Consider the following 20,830-nt stretch of genomic DNA (forward strand, 5'->3'; position numbering starts at 1 on the left):
ATTTGCATGCGAAATTGTCAACAGTGAAATAAAAAATACGGGGGGATTATTTTCAAGCTCCCCCCGTAAATTCTAAGAGCTTACTCAGCTGTAGCTTTTTCGTCTATGCCTTCTAATGGTTCATGATTCATCTCAATCTGGCGATAACGTTGCATTCCGGTTCCTGCTGGTACAAGTTTACCGATAATGACGTTCTCTTTCAGACCGAGTAATTCATCTGATTTCCCTCTAATTGCTGCATCAGTCAGGACACGAGTTGTTTCCTGGAACGACGCGGCTGACAAGAAGGATTCTGTTTCAAGTGACGCTTTTGTAATACCGAGAATAACCGGGCGACAAGTTGCTGGAACTTTGCCGAGTTCGAACATTTTATTATTCGCTTCTGCAAACTGATGAATGTCGACAAGGGATCCTGGTAGCAGATCTGTGTTCCCTGCCTCGATAATATTCACTTTACGAAGCATTTGGCGAACCATTACTTCGACGTGCTTATCACCGATTTCAACACCTTGCATACGGTATACTTTTTGAACTTCTTTCAATAGATATTCTTGAACTGTCGCAACGTCTTTTACAACGATGAGTTCTTTCGGATCAATTGAACCTTCTGTTAGCGGTTGGCCGCGTTCAATTACATCGCCGACTTTAACTGTGAAGCGCGCGTTGTATGGTCCAAGGTATTTACGCGTTTCCACGCTACCTTCGATTGTAACTTCATGCTGACCTTCACGGATTTCATCGATTTCTGTAACGGTTCCGTTGATTTCCGAGATAACGGCTTTACCTTTCGGATTACGCGCCTCGAAAATTTCTTGAATACGTGGAAGACCTTGTGTAATATCGTCTCCTGCAACTCCACCTGTATGGAACGTACGCATTGTAAGCTGTGTACCTGGTTCTCCGATTGATTGTGCAGCGATGATTCCAACTGCTTCACCAACTTCGACTTGTTCACCTGTTGCGAGGTTAATTCCGTAACACTTCTTACATACGCCGTGTTTCGTATCACATGTAAATGCTGAACGAATCGTAATAGTTTCAATACCCAAGTCCGTAATAATACGAGCTGTATCTTCTGTTATCAATTCATTTCTGCCAAGTATTACGGCACCAGTTTCAGGGTGGTAAATTGTTTTCTTCGTATAACGTCCGAAAATACGCTCATCGAGTCTTTCGATGACTTCTGCACCTTCCATAAGCGCACCGATTTCCAATCCACGATCCGTACCGCATTCGTCTTCTCTGACAATGACGTCTTGTGCAACGTCAACGAGTCGACGAGTTAGGTAACCTGAGTCAGCAGTCTTAAGCGCCGTATCTGCAAGTCCTTTACGGGCACCGTGTGTAGAAATAAAGTACTCAAGAACAGTTAGGCCCTCTCGGAATGATGACTTAATCGGAAGTTCGATAATACGTCCAGCCGGGTTTGCCATCAATCCTCGCATTCCTGCAAGTTGCGTAAAGTTAGATACGTTACCACGAGCACCTGAATCACTCATCATAAAGATTGGGTTCAGATTGTCCAATGATTCCATAAGTCTAACTTGAATGTCATCCCTAGCAGCACTCCAGTAAGCGATAACGCGGTCGTAACGTTCCTCATCTGTGATTAGACCACGACGGAACTGCTTTAATACGTTGTCGACTTTACTTTGTGTTTCTGCAAGAATTTCATCTTTGTCTGGAAGCACGATAATATCGGACATACCGATTGTTATTCCAGCACGAGTTGAGTATTTAAAGCCGAGATCCTTCATCCGGTCAAGCATTTTAGAAGTCTCTGTAATGTGGAAACGTTTAAAGATTTCAGCAATGATATTACCAAGAATATTCTTTTTGAACGGTCCAACAAGTTCAGTGTTTTCAAAATGCTCTTTCACATTTTCAGTTCCTGAAATGAAGTACTTATCTGGCGTTTGGATTTGCAAATTGAAATCAGTCGGTTCATTGATGTACGGGAATGATTCCGGCAAGATTTCGTTGAAAATAACTTTACCAACAGTTGTTAGTAAAAGCTTTGCATTGTTTTCTTCAGTAAATGTCGGGTTTTTGAGTGAACCAGCTTGAACAGCGATACGTGTATGAAGATGAACATAACCGTTTGTATAAGCGATCATCACTTCATCCGTATCACGGAAAACTAGGCCTTCACCTGTTGCCCCCGTACGTTCCAATGTCAAGTAATAGTTTCCTAAAACCATATCCTGGGATGGGGTAACAACCGGCTTCCCGTCTTTCGGGTTCAAAATGTTTTGTGCTGAAAGCATTAGAAGACGAGCTTCTGCTTGCGCTTCAGCGGATAAAGGTACGTGAACAGCCATTTGGTCACCATCAAAATCCGCGTTGTATGCAGTACATACAAGTGGGTGAAGTGTGATCGCACGACCTTCTACTAGTACCGGTTCAAATGCTTGGATACCAAGTCGGTGAAGTGTAGGTGCTCGGTTTAACAGCACTGGGTGTTCTTTAATAACTTCTTCTAGAACGTCCCAAACTTCCGAATGAAGGCGTTCGATTTTACGTTTAGCACTCTTAATGTTATGAGCTAGACCACGTTCAACGAGCTCTTTCATAACAAAAGGTTTAAACAATTCGATGGCCATTTCTTTCGGCAAACCGCACTGATACATTTTCAACTCGGGTCCAACAACGATTACAGATCGTCCTGAATAGTCAACACGTTTACCAAGTAAGTTTTGACGGAATCGACCTTGTTTACCTTTCAACATATGTGAAAGTGATTTCAATGGGCGGTTTCCTGGTCCAGTAACCGGGCGACCTCGACGACCGTTATCAACTAGCGCGTCAACAGCTTCTTGAAGCATACGTTTTTCGTTTTGAACGATAATTCCAGGCGCGCCAAGATCAAGAAGTCTTTTCAGACGGTTATTCCGGTTAATAACCCGGCGATACAAGTCATTCAAATCGGAAGTCGCGAAACGACCGCCGTCAAGTTGTACCATTGGGCGTAATTCAGGTGGAATAACTGGCAGAACCTCAAGAACCATCCATTCTGGTTTATTGCCAGAGTTACGGAATGATTCAACAACATCCAGGCGTCTAATTGCACGTGTGCGTCGTTGTCCTTGAACAGTTTTCAGTTCTTCTTTTAACGATTCTGTTTCTTGATCTAAATCGATTGCTCTAAGGAGGCGTTCAATTGCTTCCGCACCCATTAGCGCTTCGAATTTATTTCCGTATTTTTGTCGATATGCACGATATTCTCTTTCAGAAAGCAATTGCTTTCTTTCAAGTGGCGTATCTGCAGGTTCAACAACAACGTAGGAAGCGAAATAAATGATTTCTTCCAAGGCGCGCGGTGTCATATCAAGAATAAGACCCATACGACTTGGAATTCCTTTAAAGTACCATATATGCGTGACTTGAGCCGCAAGTTCGATGTGGCCCATACGTTCGCGACGTACTTTTTGACGTGTTACTTCTACTCCACAGCGATCACAAACGACGCCTTTATAACGAACGCGTTTATACTTTCCACAGTGACATTCCCAATCTTTCGTAGGACCAAAAATACGTTCACAAAACAGACCTTCTTTTTCCGGTCTCAATGTACGGTAGTTAATTGTTTCTGGCTTTTTGACCTCACCATAAGACCACGAACGGATTTTATCCGATGAAGCGAGGCCTATTTTCATATACTCAAAGTTGTTTACATCTACCAAGGAGCCTACCTCCCTTAAGTGTTATCGCTGGCAATTGGTTTTGGGGGAAAAGTGAATTGCTTTTCCAGTTTTATTAACTTGTTTACCTTAAAGTAAAGGGGAAACGACTGCTTCCCCTATCTTCTTTTATTATTGCTCTGCCTTCATTAGATTCAAGGCATCTGTTGGTTGCGTGTCATCATCTTCGTCTAAGTTACGGAGTTCAATTTCTTCGTAATCAGCTGAAAGCATCTTAACGTCTAGTCCTAAACTTTGAAGTTCTTTGATGAGTACTTTAAACGATTCCGGTATGCCCGGTTGCGGAACACTTTCACCTTTAACAATCGCCTCGTACGTTTTCACACGTCCGACAACATCATCTGATTTCACAGTTAGAATTTCTTGCAACGTATAAGCTGCACCATAAGCTTCAAGCGCCCAAACTTCCATCTCTCCGAAACGCTGTCCGCCGAATTGCGCTTTACCACCAAGCGGTTGTTGTGTAACAAGTGAGTATGGACCTGTTGAACGAGCATGAAGTTTATCGTCAACCATGTGATCAAGTTTAATTAAATACATAACCCCGACTGATACGCGGTTATCAAAAGGTTCACCTGAACGACCATCATAAAGGATTGTTTTCCCGTCTCGGTCCATTCCGGCTTCTTCCATCGTCAACCAAACATCTTCTTCATTCGCTCCGTCAAATACCGGCGTAGCCATATGAATGCCGAGTTCTCTAGATGCCATTCCTAAATGCATTTCGAGCACTTGCCCAATGTTCATTCGAGAAGGAACACCTAATGGGTTAAGCATGACATCAATCGGCGTGCCATCCGGTAAGAACGGCATATCTGATTCAGGTAAAATACGTGAAATAACACCTTTGTTTCCGTGTCTTCCAGCCATTTTATCTCCGACAGAAATTTTACGCTTTTGAACGATGTACGCACGAACGAGTTGGTTAACTCCCGGCGGAAGCTCATCTCCGTCTTCACGGTTGAACACTTTCACGTCGAGAACAATTCCACCTGCTCCGTGTGGTACACGAAGTGAGGTATCGCGAACTTCACGTGCTTTCTCACCGAAAATTGCATGTAGGAGGCGCTCTTCAGCCGTTAACTCAGTGACACCTTTTGGCGTTACTTTTCCGACTAGAATATCACCATCACGAACTTCTGCACCAATACGGATGATTCCGCGGTCGTCGAGGTGACGAAGTGCTTCTTCACCGACGTTAGGAATGTCCCGTGTAATTTCTTCTGGTCCAAGTTTCGTATCTCGGGCTTCTGATTCGTACTCTTCGATATGAACTGAAGTATAGTCGTCATCTTTCACGAGACGTTCACTCATGATGATCGCATCTTCATAGTTGAATCCGTCCCATGTCATAAACGCGGTTAGAACGTTACGTCCAAGCGCAAGTTCTCCTCTTTCCATTGACGGACCATCTGCGAGAATATAATTCGGTTCAACACGATCTCCGACACTGACAATCGGACGTTGGTTGTAACAAGTTCCTTGGTTTGAACGGATAAAGTTGTCCAAACGGAAGGTTGTTAAATCACCTTGAACTTCTTTTCCGTCTATTGTTTCAATACGACGTACTCGGATTTCTTTCGCTTCAACATGTTCAACGATTCCGGTATGCGTTGCTAGAACTGCTGCCCCTGAATCGCGTGCGGATACGTGCTCCATACCCGTACCTACAACTGGTGATTGAGGATTAAGAAGCGGAACAGCTTGACGTTGCATGTTCGCACCCATGAGCGCACGGTTCGAGTCATCATTCTCAAGAAACGGAATACATGCTGTAGCTACTGAAACGACTTGCTTAGGTGAAACATCCATATAGTCAATTTGTTCACGTTTGAATACAGTGTTATCACCTTGGAAACGACCGACAACACCTTCATTGACGAATGAACCATCCTCATTTAAAGGTGCGTTCGCTTGGGCAACTACAAAGTTGTCCTCGACATCGGCAGTCAAATAATCAATTTGCTCAGTGACGCGACCCGAATCAGGATCGACTTTTCTATATGGCGTCTCAATGAAACCGAATTTATTTACTTTCGCATAGGTTGATAACGAGTTTATCAACCCGATATTCGGACCTTCCGGCGTTTCAATCGGACACATCCGTCCGTAGTGAGAATAATGCACGTCACGTACTTCCATTCCAGCACGTTCACGTGTTAACCCACCAGGTCCAAGTGCTGAAAGACGACGTTTATGCGTCAACTCTTCCAACGGATTCGTTTGACCCATAAATTGTGAAAGTTGCGAGCTGCCAAAAAATTCTTTTATAGATGCGATAACTGGACGAATGTTAATCAATTGTTGTGGCACAATAGACGACGTATCGTTAATTGACATTCGCTCTTTTACAACACGTTCCATACGGGATAGACCGATTCGGAATTGGTTTTGTAAAAGTTCACCTACAGAACGAAGACGTCGGTTACCGAGGTGATCAATATCGTCTGTATTTCCAACACCATGCAATAAGTTAAAGAAATAACTTACTGACGCAAGAATATCAGCAGGCGTCACATTTTTAATGGAATCGTCGATATAAGCATTCGAGATGACATTAATTGCTTGTGGTTCATCGCCATTTGGGTTCGGCGCGTATACCTTAATGCTTTGAATTACAGTTGGTTCATCAAGAACGCCTTCCGCATGAGTGATTTCACGGAAGCCTATTCCTTTTTCCAAATGAGGTAGTAATGTGTTTAGCGCACGGCGATCAATAACCGCACCTTCTTCTAGAAGAATTTCGCCTGTTTCAGGATCAACAAGTGTTTCTGCCACTGTTTGTCCGAATAAACGGTTTTGAATATCAAGTTTTTTGTTCATTTTATAGCGACCAACATCAGCTAGGTCGTATCTTTTCGGATCAAAAAATCTTGAAAACAATAGACTTCTTGCACTATCAAGCGTTGGTGGCTCACCTGGGCGAAGTCTTTCATATATTTCAAGTAATGCTTTTTCTGTAGTTTCAGTATTATCTCTTTCGAGCGTGTTACGTAGGTACTCATTATCGCCAATAAGATCGATAATTTCTTCATCAGTTGAAAAGCCTAGTGCACGTACTAGCACTGAAATTGGAAGCTTACGCGTCCGATCAATTCTAACGTGAACTACATCTCTTGCATCGATTTCATACTCGAGCCAAGCTCCCCGGTTCGGAATAACTGTCGCTCCGAAACCACGTTTCCCGTTCTTGTCGATCTTTGCGTTATAATAAACACTTGGTGAACGGACAAGCTGAGAAACAATAACTCTTTCCGCACCATTTATAATAAATGTACCGTTCTCTGTCATGAGTGGAAAATCACCCATGAAGACGTCCTGTTCCTTCACTTCTTCAGTTTCCTTGTTGTGCAGGCGGACCTTAACTCTGAGCGGTGCTGCGTATGTCACATCACGCTCTTTCGATTCATCCATAGGGTATTTCGGATCCTCAAGATGATAATCGACAAATTCTAATTGAAGATTTCCAGTGAAATCTTCGATTGGAGAGATATCACGGAACATTTCCCGCAAACCTTCCTCCAGGAACCAACCGTAAGATGCCGTCTGAATTTCGATTAAGTTCGGTAATTCTAAAACCTCACTAATCCGCGCGAAACTTCTGCGCTGACGGTGTTGACCATATTGAACTAGATGACCTGTCAACTCATTCACCCCTCATTTACAATAATAATTCTTTTCAAAAACAGAAATACGGTGTACGATATAAAAAACTAAAAAGAAAATGAGTTCTACTGCGAGCTCATTTTCGATTTGACAATTTTTCTATCCATCATAAGTATGCCAAATAATGTTAACTTTCATGCAAAAGGGCACACGATTGCATTATATTAATTTATCCATCTTTTAACGCTACCATATAATTAAGTTGTCGTCAAACTTTAATCGCCCTAATAATATGATAACCTTTTTTCTTCACGATAATCTCAGCATTGCCAAAAAGTTTCTCTAGATGTTGAATCGTAGAAGGCGCACCTTGTTTTTTCTGAATAACAACCCACAATTCGCCACCAGTTTTCAATTTCGAAAATGCACCATCGTAAAAACTAAAGACAGTTTTCTTGCCCGCACGTATGGGCGGATTCGTCAATATTGCAGAAAACCCTGTAGTCGCAACATCGTCCAGTGCATCACTGGGATAGATTTCGATATTCGAAATGCTATTATTCTCAGCGTTTTTAGCACTTAGCGATAACGCTCGTTCATTCACGTCAACCATATGGATTTTTCGCTCCGGAAATGAAGCAGCTATCGATAAGCCAATCGGCCCGTAGCCGCAGCCCACATCAAGCACATCGCCTTCGACCTCCGGCATGACAAATGATTCTGCAAGAAGCCTTGAACCGAAATCCACATCTCCCTTACTGAAAACACCTGCATCCGTGACAAAGCGAAATGATCGTTGCCGCAACGTGACAAACAATTCCTTCGGCTGACTCTTCACTGTCGGATCTTTTGAATAATAATGTTCAGACATTAAGATTCTCCTTTTATTGAAATAAGGAAGTTCCCATCATCCATCAAGATAAAATAACGAAGAAAAGCCCGTCTTAGCTGACGAGCTTTTCTTCACTATTCATACGAATTACTTAAGTTCTACAGATGCGCCTACTTCTTCAAGTTTAGCTTTTAGTTCTTCTGCTTCTTCTTTAGCAACGCCTTCTTTAACCGGACCTGGTGCGCCGTCTACAACTGCTTTAGCTTCTTTCAAGCCAAGGCCTGTAATTTCACGAACTGCTTTGATAACTTGGATTTTCTTGTCTCCAGCAGCTGTTAGAATTACGTCGAATTCTGATTGCTCTTCTTCAGCAGCTCCGCCAGCAGCTCCACCAGCAGCAGCAACAGGTGCCGCAGCAGTTACGCCAAATTCTTCTTCAATTGCTTTTACAAGGTCGTTTAGTTCAAGAACTGTCATTTCTTTAACAGCATCTAAGATTTGTTCAATAGTCATTAATAGTTCCTCCTAATGGTTTTTTATTGTCAAGCTACCCACATCGGGTCAGGCTCGCATTGTTTTGTTCAGGCAGCTTTATTAAGCTCCTTCTTGTCCTTCTTTGTCGTCTGCAACAGCTTTCGTAATTGCAGCGAAGTTGCGCATTGGCGCTTGTAGAACGCTGAGTAGCATAGAAAGTAAACCTTCGCGTGATGGAAGTTCAGCTAATGCTTTCACTTCTTCTGCAGATGCAAGCGCACCTTCAATCACACCAGCTTTAATTTCGAGCTCTTTGTTCTGTTTCGCAAAATCGTTAAGGATTTTTGCAGGTGCAACAACATCTTCATCTGAAAACGCAATCGCGTTTGGTCCTGTTAGGTGTTCGTTCAACCCTTCAAGTCCTGCTGCTTCAGCTGCGCGGCGAGTCATTGAGTTTTTATAAACTTTGAAATCGATTCCTTGATCACGTAGCGTTTTACGAAGTTCCGTAACTTGACTTACGTTTAGACCGCGGTAGTCAACTACAACAACCGTAGCCGCTGACTTTAGTTTGTCTTCGATTTCTGTAACAACTGCTTTTTTCGCTTCTAATACTTTGCTCATCTGGACACCTCCTAAATAAATTTCTTACTCATACCATATAAAAAGCCCTCAGTCTACATAGGCAGACACGAGGGCAGAAAAAGTCGTCTTCTTTATTTAAGAAAGAGCGTCTTGTCCTCGGCAGGATTATTAAGCGGCAAGCCGCTCCTACTGTCTACGGTACAAATAATTATATTATTAACAATGTCGATTATCTTATCATGAGATAATCAGTCTGTCAACATTTATTTTTGAACTTTAACACTTGTTGTATCAATTTTCACAGCAGGACCCATTGTAGTCGTTACGTTAACAGACCTCATGTATGTGCCTTTTGAAGCTGCAGGTTTTGCTTTTTCAATCGTATCAAAAACCGTCAAGAAGTTTTCTACTAGTTTTTCATTGTCGAATGATACTTTTCCGATTGGCGCGTGGATGATTCCAGCTTTGTCCGCACGGTATTCAACTTTACCAGCTTTAATTTCTTCAACTGCTTTTGCAACGTCGAATGTAACAGTTCCTGTTCTCGGGTTCGGCATAAGTCCTTTAGGTCCAAGTACGCGACCGATCTTACCAACTTCACCCATCATGTCAGGAGTCGCAACGATAACGTCGAAATCGAACCAGCCTTGCTGGATTTTGTTGATGTACTCTACATCGCCAGCATAGTCTGCGCCAGCAGCTTCTGCTTCTTTAAGTTTTTCGCCTTTTGCGAAAACAAGTACTTTTTGAGTTTTACCAGTACCGTTCGGCAGTACAACTGCTCCACGAACTTGCTCATCATTTTTCTTTACGTTGATTCCTAGACGGAATGCAACTTCAACTGTTGCGTCAAAGTTTGCTGTGCTCGTTTTTTTCGCAAGATCGATTGCTTCTTGCACGTCATAAAACTTAGTGCTGTCGACAAGCTTCACTGCTTCAGTGAATTTTTTACCTCTTTTTGCCATTTGAAATTTCCTCCTTGTTGTGGTGTTAACGGATTGAACCTCCCACGAATAAAGGTTGCGAGTTCCGAGGAACTATCGCAACCTCTTACTACAATGCAACTCTATATCAGTCTTCGATAGTGATTCCCATACTGCGTGCAGTACCTTCAACCATCGCCATCGCCGCTTCAACTGATGCAGCGTTCAAGTCTGGCATCTTTTGTTCTGCAATTTCGCGTACTTTGTCGCGTTTTACAGTTGCTACCTTCGTTTTATTCGGTTCACCTGAACCTTTTTGAAGATTAGCTGCAACCTTTAGCAATACTGCCGCAGGTGGAGTTTTTGTAATGAATGTAAATGAACGGTCTTCAAATACAGTGATTTCAACAGGAATAATTAGACCTGCTTGATCTGCTGTACGAGCGTTGAACTCTTTACAGAATCCCATAATGTTCACACCTGCTTGACCTAGCGCGGGTCCAACTGGTGGAGCCGGGTTCGCTTTCGCTGCAGGAATTTGTAGTTTAACAATCGTAGAAACTTTTTTAGCCACGTGATATACCTCCTTAAGTCCGTGATGTGGTAATCGGGTTGCCCCTCCCACTCAATATGTGTCTGCCGACTTGCATCGGTAGAATCAGTAAATGTGATCAAACTGTCCCTTGACAGCCTGACCTTTGAAATGATACCACTTTTTCGCTTCTAGTGCAAGTGGCATTGCAATTATATTTTTTTAACTTGGACGAAATCCAATTCCATCTTCGTTTCGCGACCGAACATATCCACAGCCACTTTAACTTTTCGCTTATCTTGATCGATTTCCTCGATTTTTCCTTGGAAATCAGCAAATGGACCTTCAAGCACTTGAACGAGCTCGCCAAGTGAAATATCCATTTCAGCCATGCTTTCTTTCACGCCCATTTGTTTCAAGATAAAATCGACTTCTTCCTCAAGTAGCGGAGTCGGCTTTGCGCCACCACCTGAAGAACCGATAAAGCCAGTAACGCCAGGAGTATTTCGTACAACATACCATGAATCATCCGTCATGATGATTTCCACCAGAACATATCCAGGGAACGTTTTCTTCATGACTGTACGTTTTTTACCGTCTTTAAAATCTGTCTCTTCTTCTTCCGGGACGATAACTCGGAAAATCTTATCTTGCATACCCATCGTTTCAACACGGGCTTCCAGGTTTGCCTTTACTTTGTTCTCATAACCAGAATACGTATGAACGACATACCAATTCTTTTCCATTTCCATAACTTCTAGGACTATTCGTCCGTCCCTCCTTTTTTCCATACAAAATAAAAAAACCCGTTAAATTCGCAGACGGGCTATTTTTAAGGAATTATTTATTCTACTTTATTATAACGTATAGTTCCACACTATTAAAAGTTAATGTACCATTCCATCAAACTTGAAATCCCTAAATCCGTTAGAGCAAAATAGACCGCCATAAACGCGACCGTCACAAGAACTACAATCGTGTATTTCGTTAGCTGTTCTTTCTTTGGCCAACTTACTTTTCTCATTTCTGAGACTACGTCTTTAAGAAACCCGGTAATCTTCCCCATTTGTATCGTGCCCCTCCGAATACAGATATATTGCTTCCCCACTAGGTAGCTATTATGCAGTTTGTCTATGCACAGTATGCGAATTACAATGTTTGCAAAACTTCTTTAATGTCAAACGCTCCGACGGATTGTTATTGCGTGCCGGAACCGAATAATTGCGTGATCCACAGACATCGCAGCTCAACATAATTTTTTTAGCCATTTCATCACCCTCGGACCTTTAGTCTTGATAAAGAGTATCACCTTGTCTGTACTCTGTCAACAACTCTCGAAATACGTCCCTATCTTACAGCGTCAAATTGCATGTATCGTTCAAGTTTTCGTTTTATTCGTTGTAATGCGTTGTCAACTGACTTTACTTGCCGATTCAACTCGAAAGATATTTCTTGGTAAGATTGACCGTCTAAATAAAGCGCTAACACTTCTTTCTCAAGGGCACTAAGCACTTTGTTCATTTCTTTTTCCATGTGACTATAATCTTCCTGATGAATGATTAAATCTTCAGGATCATCATGGACCGAACCCGATAACATGTCGAGCAACGTGCGGTCGGAGTCTTCCGCGTAAACTGGCTTGTCCAACGAAATTGAAGAGTTAAGCGGAATATGTTTTTGGCGCGTCGCAGTTTTGATCGCGGTAATGATTTGCCTGGTTATGCATAGCTCCGCGAACCCTTTAAACGAACTTAATCGATCCGGCCTGAAATCGCGTATCGCTTTATACAAGCCAATCATGCCTTCTTGGATAATATCTTCACGATCTCCGCCCGTTAAAAAATAAGACCGCCCTTTCAAACTAACAAATGAACGATATTTTGTAATGAGATAATCAAGCGCATCCGTGTTGCCAGTATGAATAATTAGAATAATTTCTTCGTCGGACAACGCAGTGAAGTCTAAAACTCTACCATCGATGTATGTTTTTTCCACTATAAGGATCACTCCGGTTCATCATAGCTATAAACCTAGTATACCTTATGGAAAATTTTAACGTCAACTGTTTATTTCATTCCGCGCCGCCACTTTTCAAATATTTCCTTAATTTCGTCAGTTAAATCAATCTTCGACACGGGTCGTTGCTCTTCAAAGTTTTTCACACTTTTTGTTATTAAATTAGTAATCTCTCTCATTTCAATTTCAAGTTCCCGTGCCGATTTGCGCAGTGCACCTTGGGCAAAGATGATCCACTGCTCGGTTAAATCCGATGTGGCGACATGAATTTGGACACGCCGACCACCAAGTTCAGACACGAGTTTTTCAATTCGCTCATCGGCTGTTTCGTTTTCTCTTGTGAATAAAACCTCTACGTCATGTGTTCGTTTCTTTTTCTCGATTCCAGGCACCATATACGCATCGAAAACGACAATGACTCGCCATCCCATGTATGCCTTGTATTCGGCCATTCTTTCAATAAGCAAATCCCGTGCATCTGCCAACTGGTGTTTTTTCAGTCTTTGCAGTTCCCCCCATGCACCGATAATATTATAGCCATCGACAAGAAGAACATTTTTCTTTTCCATCTTTACTGTTCGGCAGGTTGGCGCTTTCGCAACACTTCATACATGAGGAGAGAAGCTGCAACAGAAGCATTTAGCGATGTAACACGTCCACGCATTGGAAGATGATATAGGAAATCGCATTTTTCTTTTAGTATGCGCGACATGCCTTTCCCTTCACTCCCGATAATTACCGCAAGCGGAAGCGTTGCATCCATTTTTCGGTAATCGGCAGAACCTAACGCATCAGTTCCCGCAATCCAGACGCCGCGTTTTTTTAATTCATCGACAGTTTGCGACAAGTTATTCACGCGCACGACGGGGACGTGTTCGATGGCACCCGTTGATGCTTTCGCCACGACTGCCGTTAAACCTACAGAACGTCTTCTTGGAATGATGACCCCGTGAACGCCTGATGCATCAGCCGTACGTAATATAGAACCTAAATTATGCGGATCTTCAAGCTCATCTAAAATGACAAACAAAGGATCTTCCCCGCGGTCAGCCGCGACTTCAAAAAGATCATCAAGTTCCGCGTAGCGATAGGCTGCAACAGACGCGATAATTCCTTGATGATTCACATCCAACATGCTATCTAATTTTTGCTTGGGCACAGATTGGACAATTACTTTCGCCTCTCTTGCAAGCGATAAAATTTCGCCGATGCTTTTTTTATTCAACCCTTCAGCAATCCAGATTTTATTTAATTCCCGACCCGAACGAAGCGCTTCAACAATCGGGTTCTTCCCGCCGAGCATTTCAGATTCAATTTCAGTCATAACGTTTCACCCTCCTTAACAGTTTCAATGATTCGAATTGATTCGACGATAAATTCCTCGGTTCTTTCGGTTCTTCCGAGCAAATATAAAAAGCCGAGAACAGCCTCGAAGCCCGAGCTGTTTTTATACGTGCCGACATCTGTATTCTTCGGTACGGAACCTGACTTTGCATTGCGGCCGCGTCTCATCACGGCCGCTTCCTCTTCCGTCAAATAGTCCGATGCCAACATCTCCTGCAAAACAGCGGCTTGCGATTTCGCCGCTACATATTTTGTCGCTTCTCGGTGCAAAACATTCGGCTTAACGCGGCCCGAACGCAGTAAATGCTCTCGGACCGCTTGCTCGTAAACCGCGTCGCCCATATACGCCAATGCGAGGGCATTCAATTGTTTTACATCCATGTCTCTTAATACGTACATATGAATTAGCCTCTTCTCCAGCGCGTTCCTTGCGCAGTATCTTCTAGAAGAATTCCTTTTTCAATGAGTTCATCACGAATTTCATCTGAACGTCCGAAATCCCGGTTTCGACGCGCTTCAAGCCGCTCTTCGATTAATTTTTCAATATCTGCATCTAAGAGGTCCTCAGTTTCATCGAAAGGTAGCCCAAGCACATCCATCAGCGCCTCAAATGTTGTCTTAAAGTAAGTGAGTACGCTGGATTCCGTATTTTTCTCCAATAAATAAACGTTTGCTAGTCGGACAAGTTCAAAAATCGCCGCAATGCCGTTTGCCGTATTAAAGTCATCATCCATCGCTACCGTAAACTCGGTTTTGCATTCGTCGATTTTGTTCATCCAAATATCTTTTTGGTCGCCGAGATCTGCAGAGTTTTCAAGACGGTGTTTAACATTATTGTAAGCCGTCGTAATTCTCTCCAAGCCATTTACCGCATTTCCAACAAGTTCCTCGGAGAAATTAATCGGATGTCTGTAATGAACAGATAGCATGAAAAAGCGAAGCACTTTCGGATCAACTTGTTTTCGGATTTCGTTGACCATGACAAAGTTATTTAACGACTTCGACATTTTTTCATTATCGATATTAATATACCCATTATGCATCCAATAGTTCGCGAAAGATTTTCCTGTCATCGCTTCGGATTGCGCAATTTCGTTTTCATGGTGCGGGAACGTCAAGTCTTGACCGCCTCCGTGAATATCGATCGTATCGCCGAGGTGAACACGCGCCATTGCCGAACATTCAATATGCCAACCCGGACGTCCCGCGCCCCATGGACTCTTCCATGAAACCTCATTCTCTTTTGCCGCTTTCCACAAGACGAAGTCCAATGGATCATCTTTCTTTTCGCCTTGTTCGACACGTGCGCCGATGACTAATTCATCAGTTGATTGTTTGGACAGCTTTCCATACCCGTCGAATTTTGTCGTACGGTAATAAACGTCGCCGTGCGATTCATAAGCGAAATCTTTATCAATCAGCACTTGAATAAATTCAATAATGTCATCGATATGTTCTGTCACTCGCGGATGAACATCCGCCTCGCTGCATCCAAGTGCAGAAACATCCTGGAAATAAGCATCTATAAAACGTTCTGTTAATTCACTAGTGTCTTCACCAAGCTCATTTGCCGCCGCGATAATTTTATCGTCGACGTCCGTAAAGTTGGAAACAAACTTTACATCGTACCCGCGGTATTCCAGGTATTTGCGAACTGTGTCGAATACGATGACAGGACGAGCGTTTCCGATATGAATATAGTTGTAAACGGTCGGACCGCATACATACATCGAAACCTTCCCTTCGACTTGCGGGATGAAAGGCTCCTTTTTTCGTGTCAACGTATTGTAAATTTGTATCGTCATTGCAAATCCCCTTCCTTGTTAGTAGATTCTTCGAGTTTCTTGAGACGTTCTTGTAGTTGCGAAATTTTGTTTTCAAGTAAGTCACATTTGTCTGCTACCGGATCCGGCATGTCTTGGTGATCCAGTCTTCGGTTTACCTTTACGCCGTTTGTCACGACTACTTGCCCAGGGATTCCCACCACTGTCGAATTTGCTGGAACGTTTTTCAAAACGACGGACCCCGCGCCCACTTTACTATTCTCTCCAATTGTAATGGATCCAAGCACCTTGGCTCCTGTTGCAACCAGCACATTATCTTCAAGTGTCGGATGTCGTTTTCCTTTTTCCTTGCCCGTTCCGCCTAGCGTGACGCCTTGGTATATGGTGACATCATTGCCGATTTCACAAGTTTCACCAATGACGATTCCCATACCGTGATCGATAAACAATCGACGACCGATCGTTGCGCCCGGATGAATTTCGATTCCCGTGAAAAAGCGACTGATTTGCGAAACTGCACGCGCTAAAAAGAGTAAATTCATGTTATATAAAGCATGTGCAATTCGGTGAGACCATATTGCATGCAAGCCGGAATACGTTAGTATTACCTCGAATACGCTACGTGCTGCAGGGTCCTGGTCAAAAATGCATTGTATATCTTCTTTCATTTTCCCAAACACCGGCTCTCCTCCTAGTTTCATTTTCCCCGAAAATAAAAATACGCCTCTGTCAAAAATGACAGAGACGCATTGAATGCGTGGTTCCACTCCGCTTGAAAGGCTCGCGCCTTCCCGCTTAACGCCTGTTAACGTTGGCGAAACGTCCGGCTTACTATGACTTCAGCGCGGCACTCAAAGGGGCATTTCCACATCGTAATTACCCGGATCACTTCCAGCCAGTGATGATCCTCTCTGAAGAGCTTACCAATGTGTACTTATCCTTATCAACGATTTCATATTAACTATAATCTTACACGCAAAGATTGGAAAGTCAAAATTATTGTTCTGCGTATTTGGCAATGCGAGAAATTGCAATTTCTTTTCCTACGAGGGCGATGGCTGCAGGTAATTCAGGCCCGCTCGTTTCACCTGTTGTGACGACGCGAATCGGCATGAATAAGTTACGGCCTTTATGACCCGTTTCTTTTTGAACAGCGCTAATCGCCGCTTTGATTGACGACGCATCAAATGTTTCAAGTTCAGAAAACTTGTTTTCCAACGATGCCATTACTTCCGGAACTTGTTCACCTGCAAGCACCTCTTGGGATTGTTCATTATATTCAATGTCATCCTTAAAGAACTGGGCGGTTAACTGAACAATTTCAGCCCCGTAACTCAACTGACCGTGATATAGAGCAATTAAATCATGTGCCCACTCTTGTTGTTCCCCGGAAAGTTCAGTTGGCAATGCACCTGACTTTTGCAAATGAGGAAGCGCCAATTCAATTACTTTATCGAGCGGCAATTGTTTAATGTATTGGTTGTTCATCCACGTCAGTTTGTTTTTATCGAATGCAGCTGGGGACTTCGATAAACGTTTCTCGTCAAAAATTGAAATAAGCTCTTCTTTTGAAAATAGCTCATCTTCTCCTTCTGGCGACCAACCGAGCAATACGATGAAGTTGAAAAGTGCTTCTGGCAAATACCCAAGCTCCTCGTATTGTTCGATAAACTGGATAATGGCTTCATCACGCTTACTTAGTTTACGACCGCTTTCATTCACGATTAATGTCATATGGCCGAAAATCGGCGTTTCCCATCCGAATGCTTCATAAATCATTTGTTGTCTCGGCGTGTTTGAAATATGGTCGTCTCCGCGTAAAACATGCGTGATTTCCATGTAGTGATCATCTACGACTACAGCAAAGTTATACGTTGGGATCCCGTCTTTTTTCACGATGACAAAGTCGCCGATTCCGTCCGCTTCAAACGTTACATTATCTTTCACGATGTCGTTGAACGTATATGTTTTCCCGCGCGGCACTGCAAAACGAATGCTCGGCTCTCTGCCTTCAGCCTCGCGTTCAGATCGTTCCTCGGCAGATAAATGACGGCATTTTCCGCCGTAACGCGGCATCTCATTTCTAGCAGTTTGCGCTTCGCGTTCAGCTTCCAACTCTTCAGGTGTACAGTAACATTTATATGCTAATTCTTTCTCTAAAAGTTCATCATATAGTTTTTTGTACAGATCATTTCGTTCAGACTGACGATATGGTCCGAAATCCCCGCCAACGTCAACGCCTTCATCCCAATCGAGCCCTAGCCATTCCAAATACTCAAGTTGGGAGCTTTCGCCACCTTCAATATTACGGGAAGCATCCGTATCTTCAATTCGAATGATGAACTTTCCGCCTTTACTGCGTGCATATAAATAGTTAAATAATGCCGTACGTGCATTTCCGATATGTAAATGCCCTGTCGGACTCGGCGCGTAACGAACGCGAACTTCCTTTGTCATAATAAATCCTCCTAAGTTTTCGTGCATAGTTCAATTTTATTTTATCATAGGTTTGATTGTTAGTCTTTTTGCAAAAGAATCGTGGCCATCGCGGCAATTCCTTCTCCGCGGCCCGTAAACCCTAATTTTTCGGTCGTTGTCGCTTTGACATTCACTTGTGAAGTCTCCGCCTTCAAAAGTTCGGCCACACGTTCTTGAATCACTTCAATATGGGGCGCCATTTTTGGTTGTTCTGCGATAATCGTGCAATCTATATTCCCTAATTTATAACCGCGTTCAGTGACTAGTTCCCAAATCTTCTCCAATAAAACCGCGGAATCCGCATCTTTAAACGCGCTATCTGTATCTGGAAAATGCCTCCCGATATCGCCTTCGCCAATAGCACCCAGTGCTGCATCCGTAATCGTGTGAAGAAGCACATCCGCGTCGGAATGACCTGCCAGTCCCTTATCATGCGGGATTAATACTCCGCCGAGAATCAAAGGGCGTCCCTCTTCAAATTTATGCACATCAAAACCTTGTCCAATACGAATCATACTAAATCCTCCTGCTGCCTCTTAAGTATTATTTCACCGAATACAAGATCTTCTTGCGTCGTCATTTTCACATTTTCATATGTGCTTTCTACAATTCGAACGGGATGCCCTAACCTTTCAACCAACATGGACTCATCCGTTCCTAAAAAACCTTCGCGAATCGCCGACTCTGATGCCTCTTTTAACACATCATAGCGGAAAGCTTGCGGCGTTTGAACAATCCACAACTTATCGCGGTCGACCGTTTTCTCCACAACCCCGTCTGTCGCTATTTTCATCGTATCTTTTGGTTGAACCGCTGCAATCGCCGCGCCAAACTCCGTTGCTTTTTGAACGAGATTAGCAATGACAGACCTCTCTAGAAATGGACGGGCTGCATCGTGAACTAAAACAATTCCATTTTCAGCATGCGCTTCAATACAAGCCGCAACACTAAATTGACGCTCCGTTCCCCCGTCTACAATCGCCTTGATTTTTGAAATACCAAATTGGTCAAGCATGGATTGAATTTCATTTCGCTCATCCCGCTTCACCGCAAGAATAACACCTTTACATGCTGGATCTTCTTCAAACACTAAAAGCGTGTGAATAATAATCGGTTTATGATCGAGTTGCAAAAAAAGCTTATTATAGCCGGCACCCATCCGCTTCCCGCTTCCGGCTGCCGGCATCATTACTACGTAGTCCACTTTCCATCTTCCTCGTCTATCGTTATTAATTTGCCTTGGCAGATCGACCATTTTTCGGTTTCGCGAAAATCATTCGTCCTGCTGATGTTTGCAACACGCTCGTTACCGTCACATCAACTGCGTTGCCAATATGGAACTTGCCATCTTCAACGACAATCATCGTCCCGTCATCCAAATAGGCAATTCCTTGCTGATGCTCTTTCCCGTCTTTAATAACGACGACATGCATGTCTTCTCCGGGGATTACGACCGGCTTCACCGCATTCGCCAAATCATTAATATTTAATACAGGAACGCCGTGTAAATCTGCGACCTTGTTCAAATTAAAATCATTGGTGACGACGAGTCCACTCATCTCTTTTGCTAGATGAACGAGCTTTAAGTCAACTTCCGCGACGTCCGCGAAATCCCTATCCGTAATTAAAATTCCCGGCCCTTCATCCGTTTGTAAACGTCTAAGTACATCTAACCCGCGTCTGCCTTTCGTCCTCTTCAATGTATCCGAAGAGTCCGCGATATGTTGAAGTTCCGTCAACACAAACTGCGGAACAACTAACACGCCTTCCAAAAAACCAGTTGCGGAGATATCTGCAATACGCCCATCGATAATGACGCTTGTATCTAGTATTTTATATGTGTTTCCTTGTGTAGCAGCAACCGCGTCATCGGACTCTTTTTTCTTATTGCCAACATTCTTGGCGGACTGAATCGCCTGAAGAAATTCATCACCTTGCTTGTAACCGACTTGAAATCCCAGATACCCAAGAATGATGAATAACACCGTCGGCAACACAGAATTGATAATCGGAATTTCGATATTTCCTAACCAAAAACTAATAAGAAAAGCCACGCTTAATCCGACAATCAAACCGAGCGTCCCAAATAACAAATCAAAAATTGGCGCTTTTAATAACCGATCTTCCATCCACTTAACAAAATTCACGACTGGTGAAGTTAGAAAAAGATTCAACAAGAAAAAAATAAGTGCACCGATAATAGCGGATATATACGGGTTATTAATAAGCGGAGTTGAAGTAAATGAAAATAATGAGAATAATTGCGGTAGAAATAAAACTCCGAGCGTACCTCCAATAAGTAAAAATGAAAGCTGAACAACTCTTTTTAACATTATGAAACACCTCCCTGTCTTTAAAAAGCTGGAAAATCAAGACTTGTAGATAGCTTTTACATCACTATACTACATCCAGCTTCAGCGCCTAGCCCCTCGGGTCACAAGCCATTTTGCTAGGGAAGGATTGAACTGCATCCTTCCTTGGTGGCTGAAGTACGCCTCCTCACAAACCGTCTTGTGCCTGTCGGGGCTGATCAGGCGCTTACGCTTTTGTTTATT

General features: G+C 43.1%; 20 protein-coding genes and 2 other annotated features. All 20 genes read right to left on the bottom strand.

Annotated elements, in window-relative coordinates:
• Positions 1-80: 80 nt before the first annotated feature.
• A complete protein-coding gene (gene rpoC, locus JSQ81_RS10960) occupies positions 81-3,683 on the bottom strand; it encodes a DNA-directed RNA polymerase subunit beta' (protein ID WP_212604110.1) in 3,603 nt (1,200 codons plus the stop codon).
• A gap of 129 nt (positions 3,684-3,812) precedes the next feature.
• A complete protein-coding gene (gene rpoB, locus JSQ81_RS10965; protein WP_212604111.1) occupies positions 3,813-7,355 on the bottom strand; it encodes a DNA-directed RNA polymerase subunit beta in 3,543 nt (1,180 codons plus the stop codon).
• A 220-nt stretch (positions 7,356-7,575) separates the two neighbouring features.
• On the bottom strand, positions 7,576-8,178 hold the full coding sequence (locus JSQ81_RS10970) for a class I SAM-dependent methyltransferase (protein WP_212604112.1): 603 nt from the start codon (positions 8,176-8,178) through the stop codon (positions 7,576-7,578).
• Between the two features lie 108 nt (positions 8,179-8,286).
• The gene (gene rplL / locus JSQ81_RS10975) at positions 8,287-8,652 is read right to left on the bottom strand and encodes a 50S ribosomal protein L7/L12 (RefSeq protein ID WP_212604113.1); all 366 of its coding nucleotides are present in this window, start codon (positions 8,650-8,652) and stop codon (positions 8,287-8,289) included.
• Positions 8,653-8,733: 81 nt separating this feature from the next.
• Positions 8,734-9,237 (bottom strand): 50S ribosomal protein L10, encoded by a 504-nt coding sequence (gene rplJ, locus JSQ81_RS10980; protein ID WP_212604114.1) that lies wholly within the window; start codon positions 9,235-9,237, stop codon positions 8,734-8,736.
• A 29-nt stretch (positions 9,238-9,266) separates the two neighbouring features.
• Positions 9,267-9,415 (bottom strand) — a sequence feature (ribosomal protein L10 leader region).
• Between the two features lie 46 nt (positions 9,416-9,461).
• Positions 9,462-10,163 (bottom strand): 50S ribosomal protein L1, encoded by a 702-nt coding sequence (rplA, locus tag JSQ81_RS10985; protein WP_212604115.1) that lies wholly within the window; start codon positions 10,161-10,163, stop codon positions 9,462-9,464.
• Positions 10,164-10,269: 106 nt separating this feature from the next.
• Positions 10,270-10,695 carry a 50S ribosomal protein L11 gene (gene rplK / locus JSQ81_RS10990; protein ID WP_210471067.1) on the bottom strand — a complete coding sequence of 142 codons (426 nt, stop codon included), beginning with the start codon at positions 10,693-10,695 and terminating at the stop codon, positions 10,270-10,272.
• A gap of 170 nt (positions 10,696-10,865) precedes the next feature.
• Positions 10,866-11,399: a transcription termination/antitermination protein NusG gene (gene nusG, locus JSQ81_RS10995; protein ID WP_212604116.1), complete on the bottom strand. Its 534-nt coding sequence runs from the start codon at positions 11,397-11,399 to the stop codon at positions 10,866-10,868.
• Between the two features lie 134 nt (positions 11,400-11,533).
• Positions 11,534-11,719, bottom strand: a complete 186-nt coding sequence (gene secE, locus JSQ81_RS11000) for a preprotein translocase subunit SecE (RefSeq protein ID WP_212604117.1) — start codon at positions 11,717-11,719, stop codon at positions 11,534-11,536.
• 52 nt (positions 11,720-11,771) lie between these two features.
• Positions 11,772-11,921, bottom strand: a complete 150-nt coding sequence (gene rpmG / locus JSQ81_RS11005; RefSeq protein ID WP_210471070.1) for a 50S ribosomal protein L33 — start codon at positions 11,919-11,921, stop codon at positions 11,772-11,774.
• 79 nt (positions 11,922-12,000) lie between these two features.
• On the bottom strand, positions 12,001-12,648 hold the full coding sequence (gene sigH / locus JSQ81_RS11010) for an RNA polymerase sporulation sigma factor SigH (protein WP_371812356.1): 648 nt from the start codon (positions 12,646-12,648) through the stop codon (positions 12,001-12,003).
• A gap of 71 nt (positions 12,649-12,719) precedes the next feature.
• The gene (locus JSQ81_RS11015; RefSeq protein WP_212604118.1) at positions 12,720-13,238 is read right to left on the bottom strand and encodes an NYN domain-containing protein; all 519 of its coding nucleotides are present in this window, start codon (positions 13,236-13,238) and stop codon (positions 12,720-12,722) included.
• Positions 13,239-13,240: 2 nt separating this feature from the next.
• Positions 13,241-13,993 carry a 23S rRNA (guanosine(2251)-2'-O)-methyltransferase RlmB gene (rlmB, locus tag JSQ81_RS11020; RefSeq protein ID WP_212604119.1) on the bottom strand — a complete coding sequence of 251 codons (753 nt, stop codon included), beginning with the start codon at positions 13,991-13,993 and terminating at the stop codon, positions 13,241-13,243.
• Entirely contained in the window at positions 13,990-14,412 is a 423-nt protein-coding gene (locus JSQ81_RS11025) for a Mini-ribonuclease 3 (RefSeq protein WP_212604120.1), read from the bottom strand. Before JSQ81_RS11025 ends, rlmB begins: the two co-directional genes overlap by 4 nt.
• 5 nt (positions 14,413-14,417) lie before the next feature.
• The gene (cysS, locus tag JSQ81_RS11030; protein WP_212604121.1) at positions 14,418-15,818 is read right to left on the bottom strand and encodes a cysteine--tRNA ligase; all 1,401 of its coding nucleotides are present in this window, start codon (positions 15,816-15,818) and stop codon (positions 14,418-14,420) included.
• Positions 15,815-16,465 (bottom strand): serine O-acetyltransferase, encoded by a 651-nt coding sequence (cysE, locus tag JSQ81_RS11035; protein ID WP_371812544.1) that lies wholly within the window; start codon positions 16,463-16,465, stop codon positions 15,815-15,817. The genes cysS and cysE overlap by 4 nt, the downstream gene beginning before the upstream one ends.
• Before the next feature lie 69 nt (positions 16,466-16,534).
• Positions 16,535-16,753: a binding site (T-box leader), on the bottom strand.
• Between the two features lie 40 nt (positions 16,754-16,793).
• A complete protein-coding gene (gltX, locus tag JSQ81_RS11040) occupies positions 16,794-18,254 on the bottom strand; it encodes a glutamate--tRNA ligase (RefSeq protein ID WP_212604123.1) in 1,461 nt (486 codons plus the stop codon).
• 59 nt (positions 18,255-18,313) lie between these two features.
• The gene (ispF, locus tag JSQ81_RS11045) at positions 18,314-18,790 is read right to left on the bottom strand and encodes a 2-C-methyl-D-erythritol 2,4-cyclodiphosphate synthase (RefSeq protein WP_212604124.1); all 477 of its coding nucleotides are present in this window, start codon (positions 18,788-18,790) and stop codon (positions 18,314-18,316) included.
• Positions 18,787-19,479: a 2-C-methyl-D-erythritol 4-phosphate cytidylyltransferase gene (gene ispD, locus JSQ81_RS11050; RefSeq protein WP_212604125.1), complete on the bottom strand. Its 693-nt coding sequence runs from the start codon at positions 19,477-19,479 to the stop codon at positions 18,787-18,789. The genes ispF and ispD overlap by 4 nt, the downstream gene beginning before the upstream one ends.
• Before the next feature lie 25 nt (positions 19,480-19,504).
• A complete protein-coding gene (locus tag JSQ81_RS11055; protein WP_212604126.1) occupies positions 19,505-20,608 on the bottom strand; it encodes a PIN/TRAM domain-containing protein in 1,104 nt (367 codons plus the stop codon).
• Positions 20,609-20,830: the final 222 nt, after the last annotated feature.

The sequence above is a fragment of the Sporosarcina sp. Marseille-Q4063 genome (assembly GCF_018309085.1).
In the GTDB taxonomy this organism is placed as follows: Bacteria; Bacillota; Bacilli; order Bacillales_A; family Planococcaceae; genus Sporosarcina.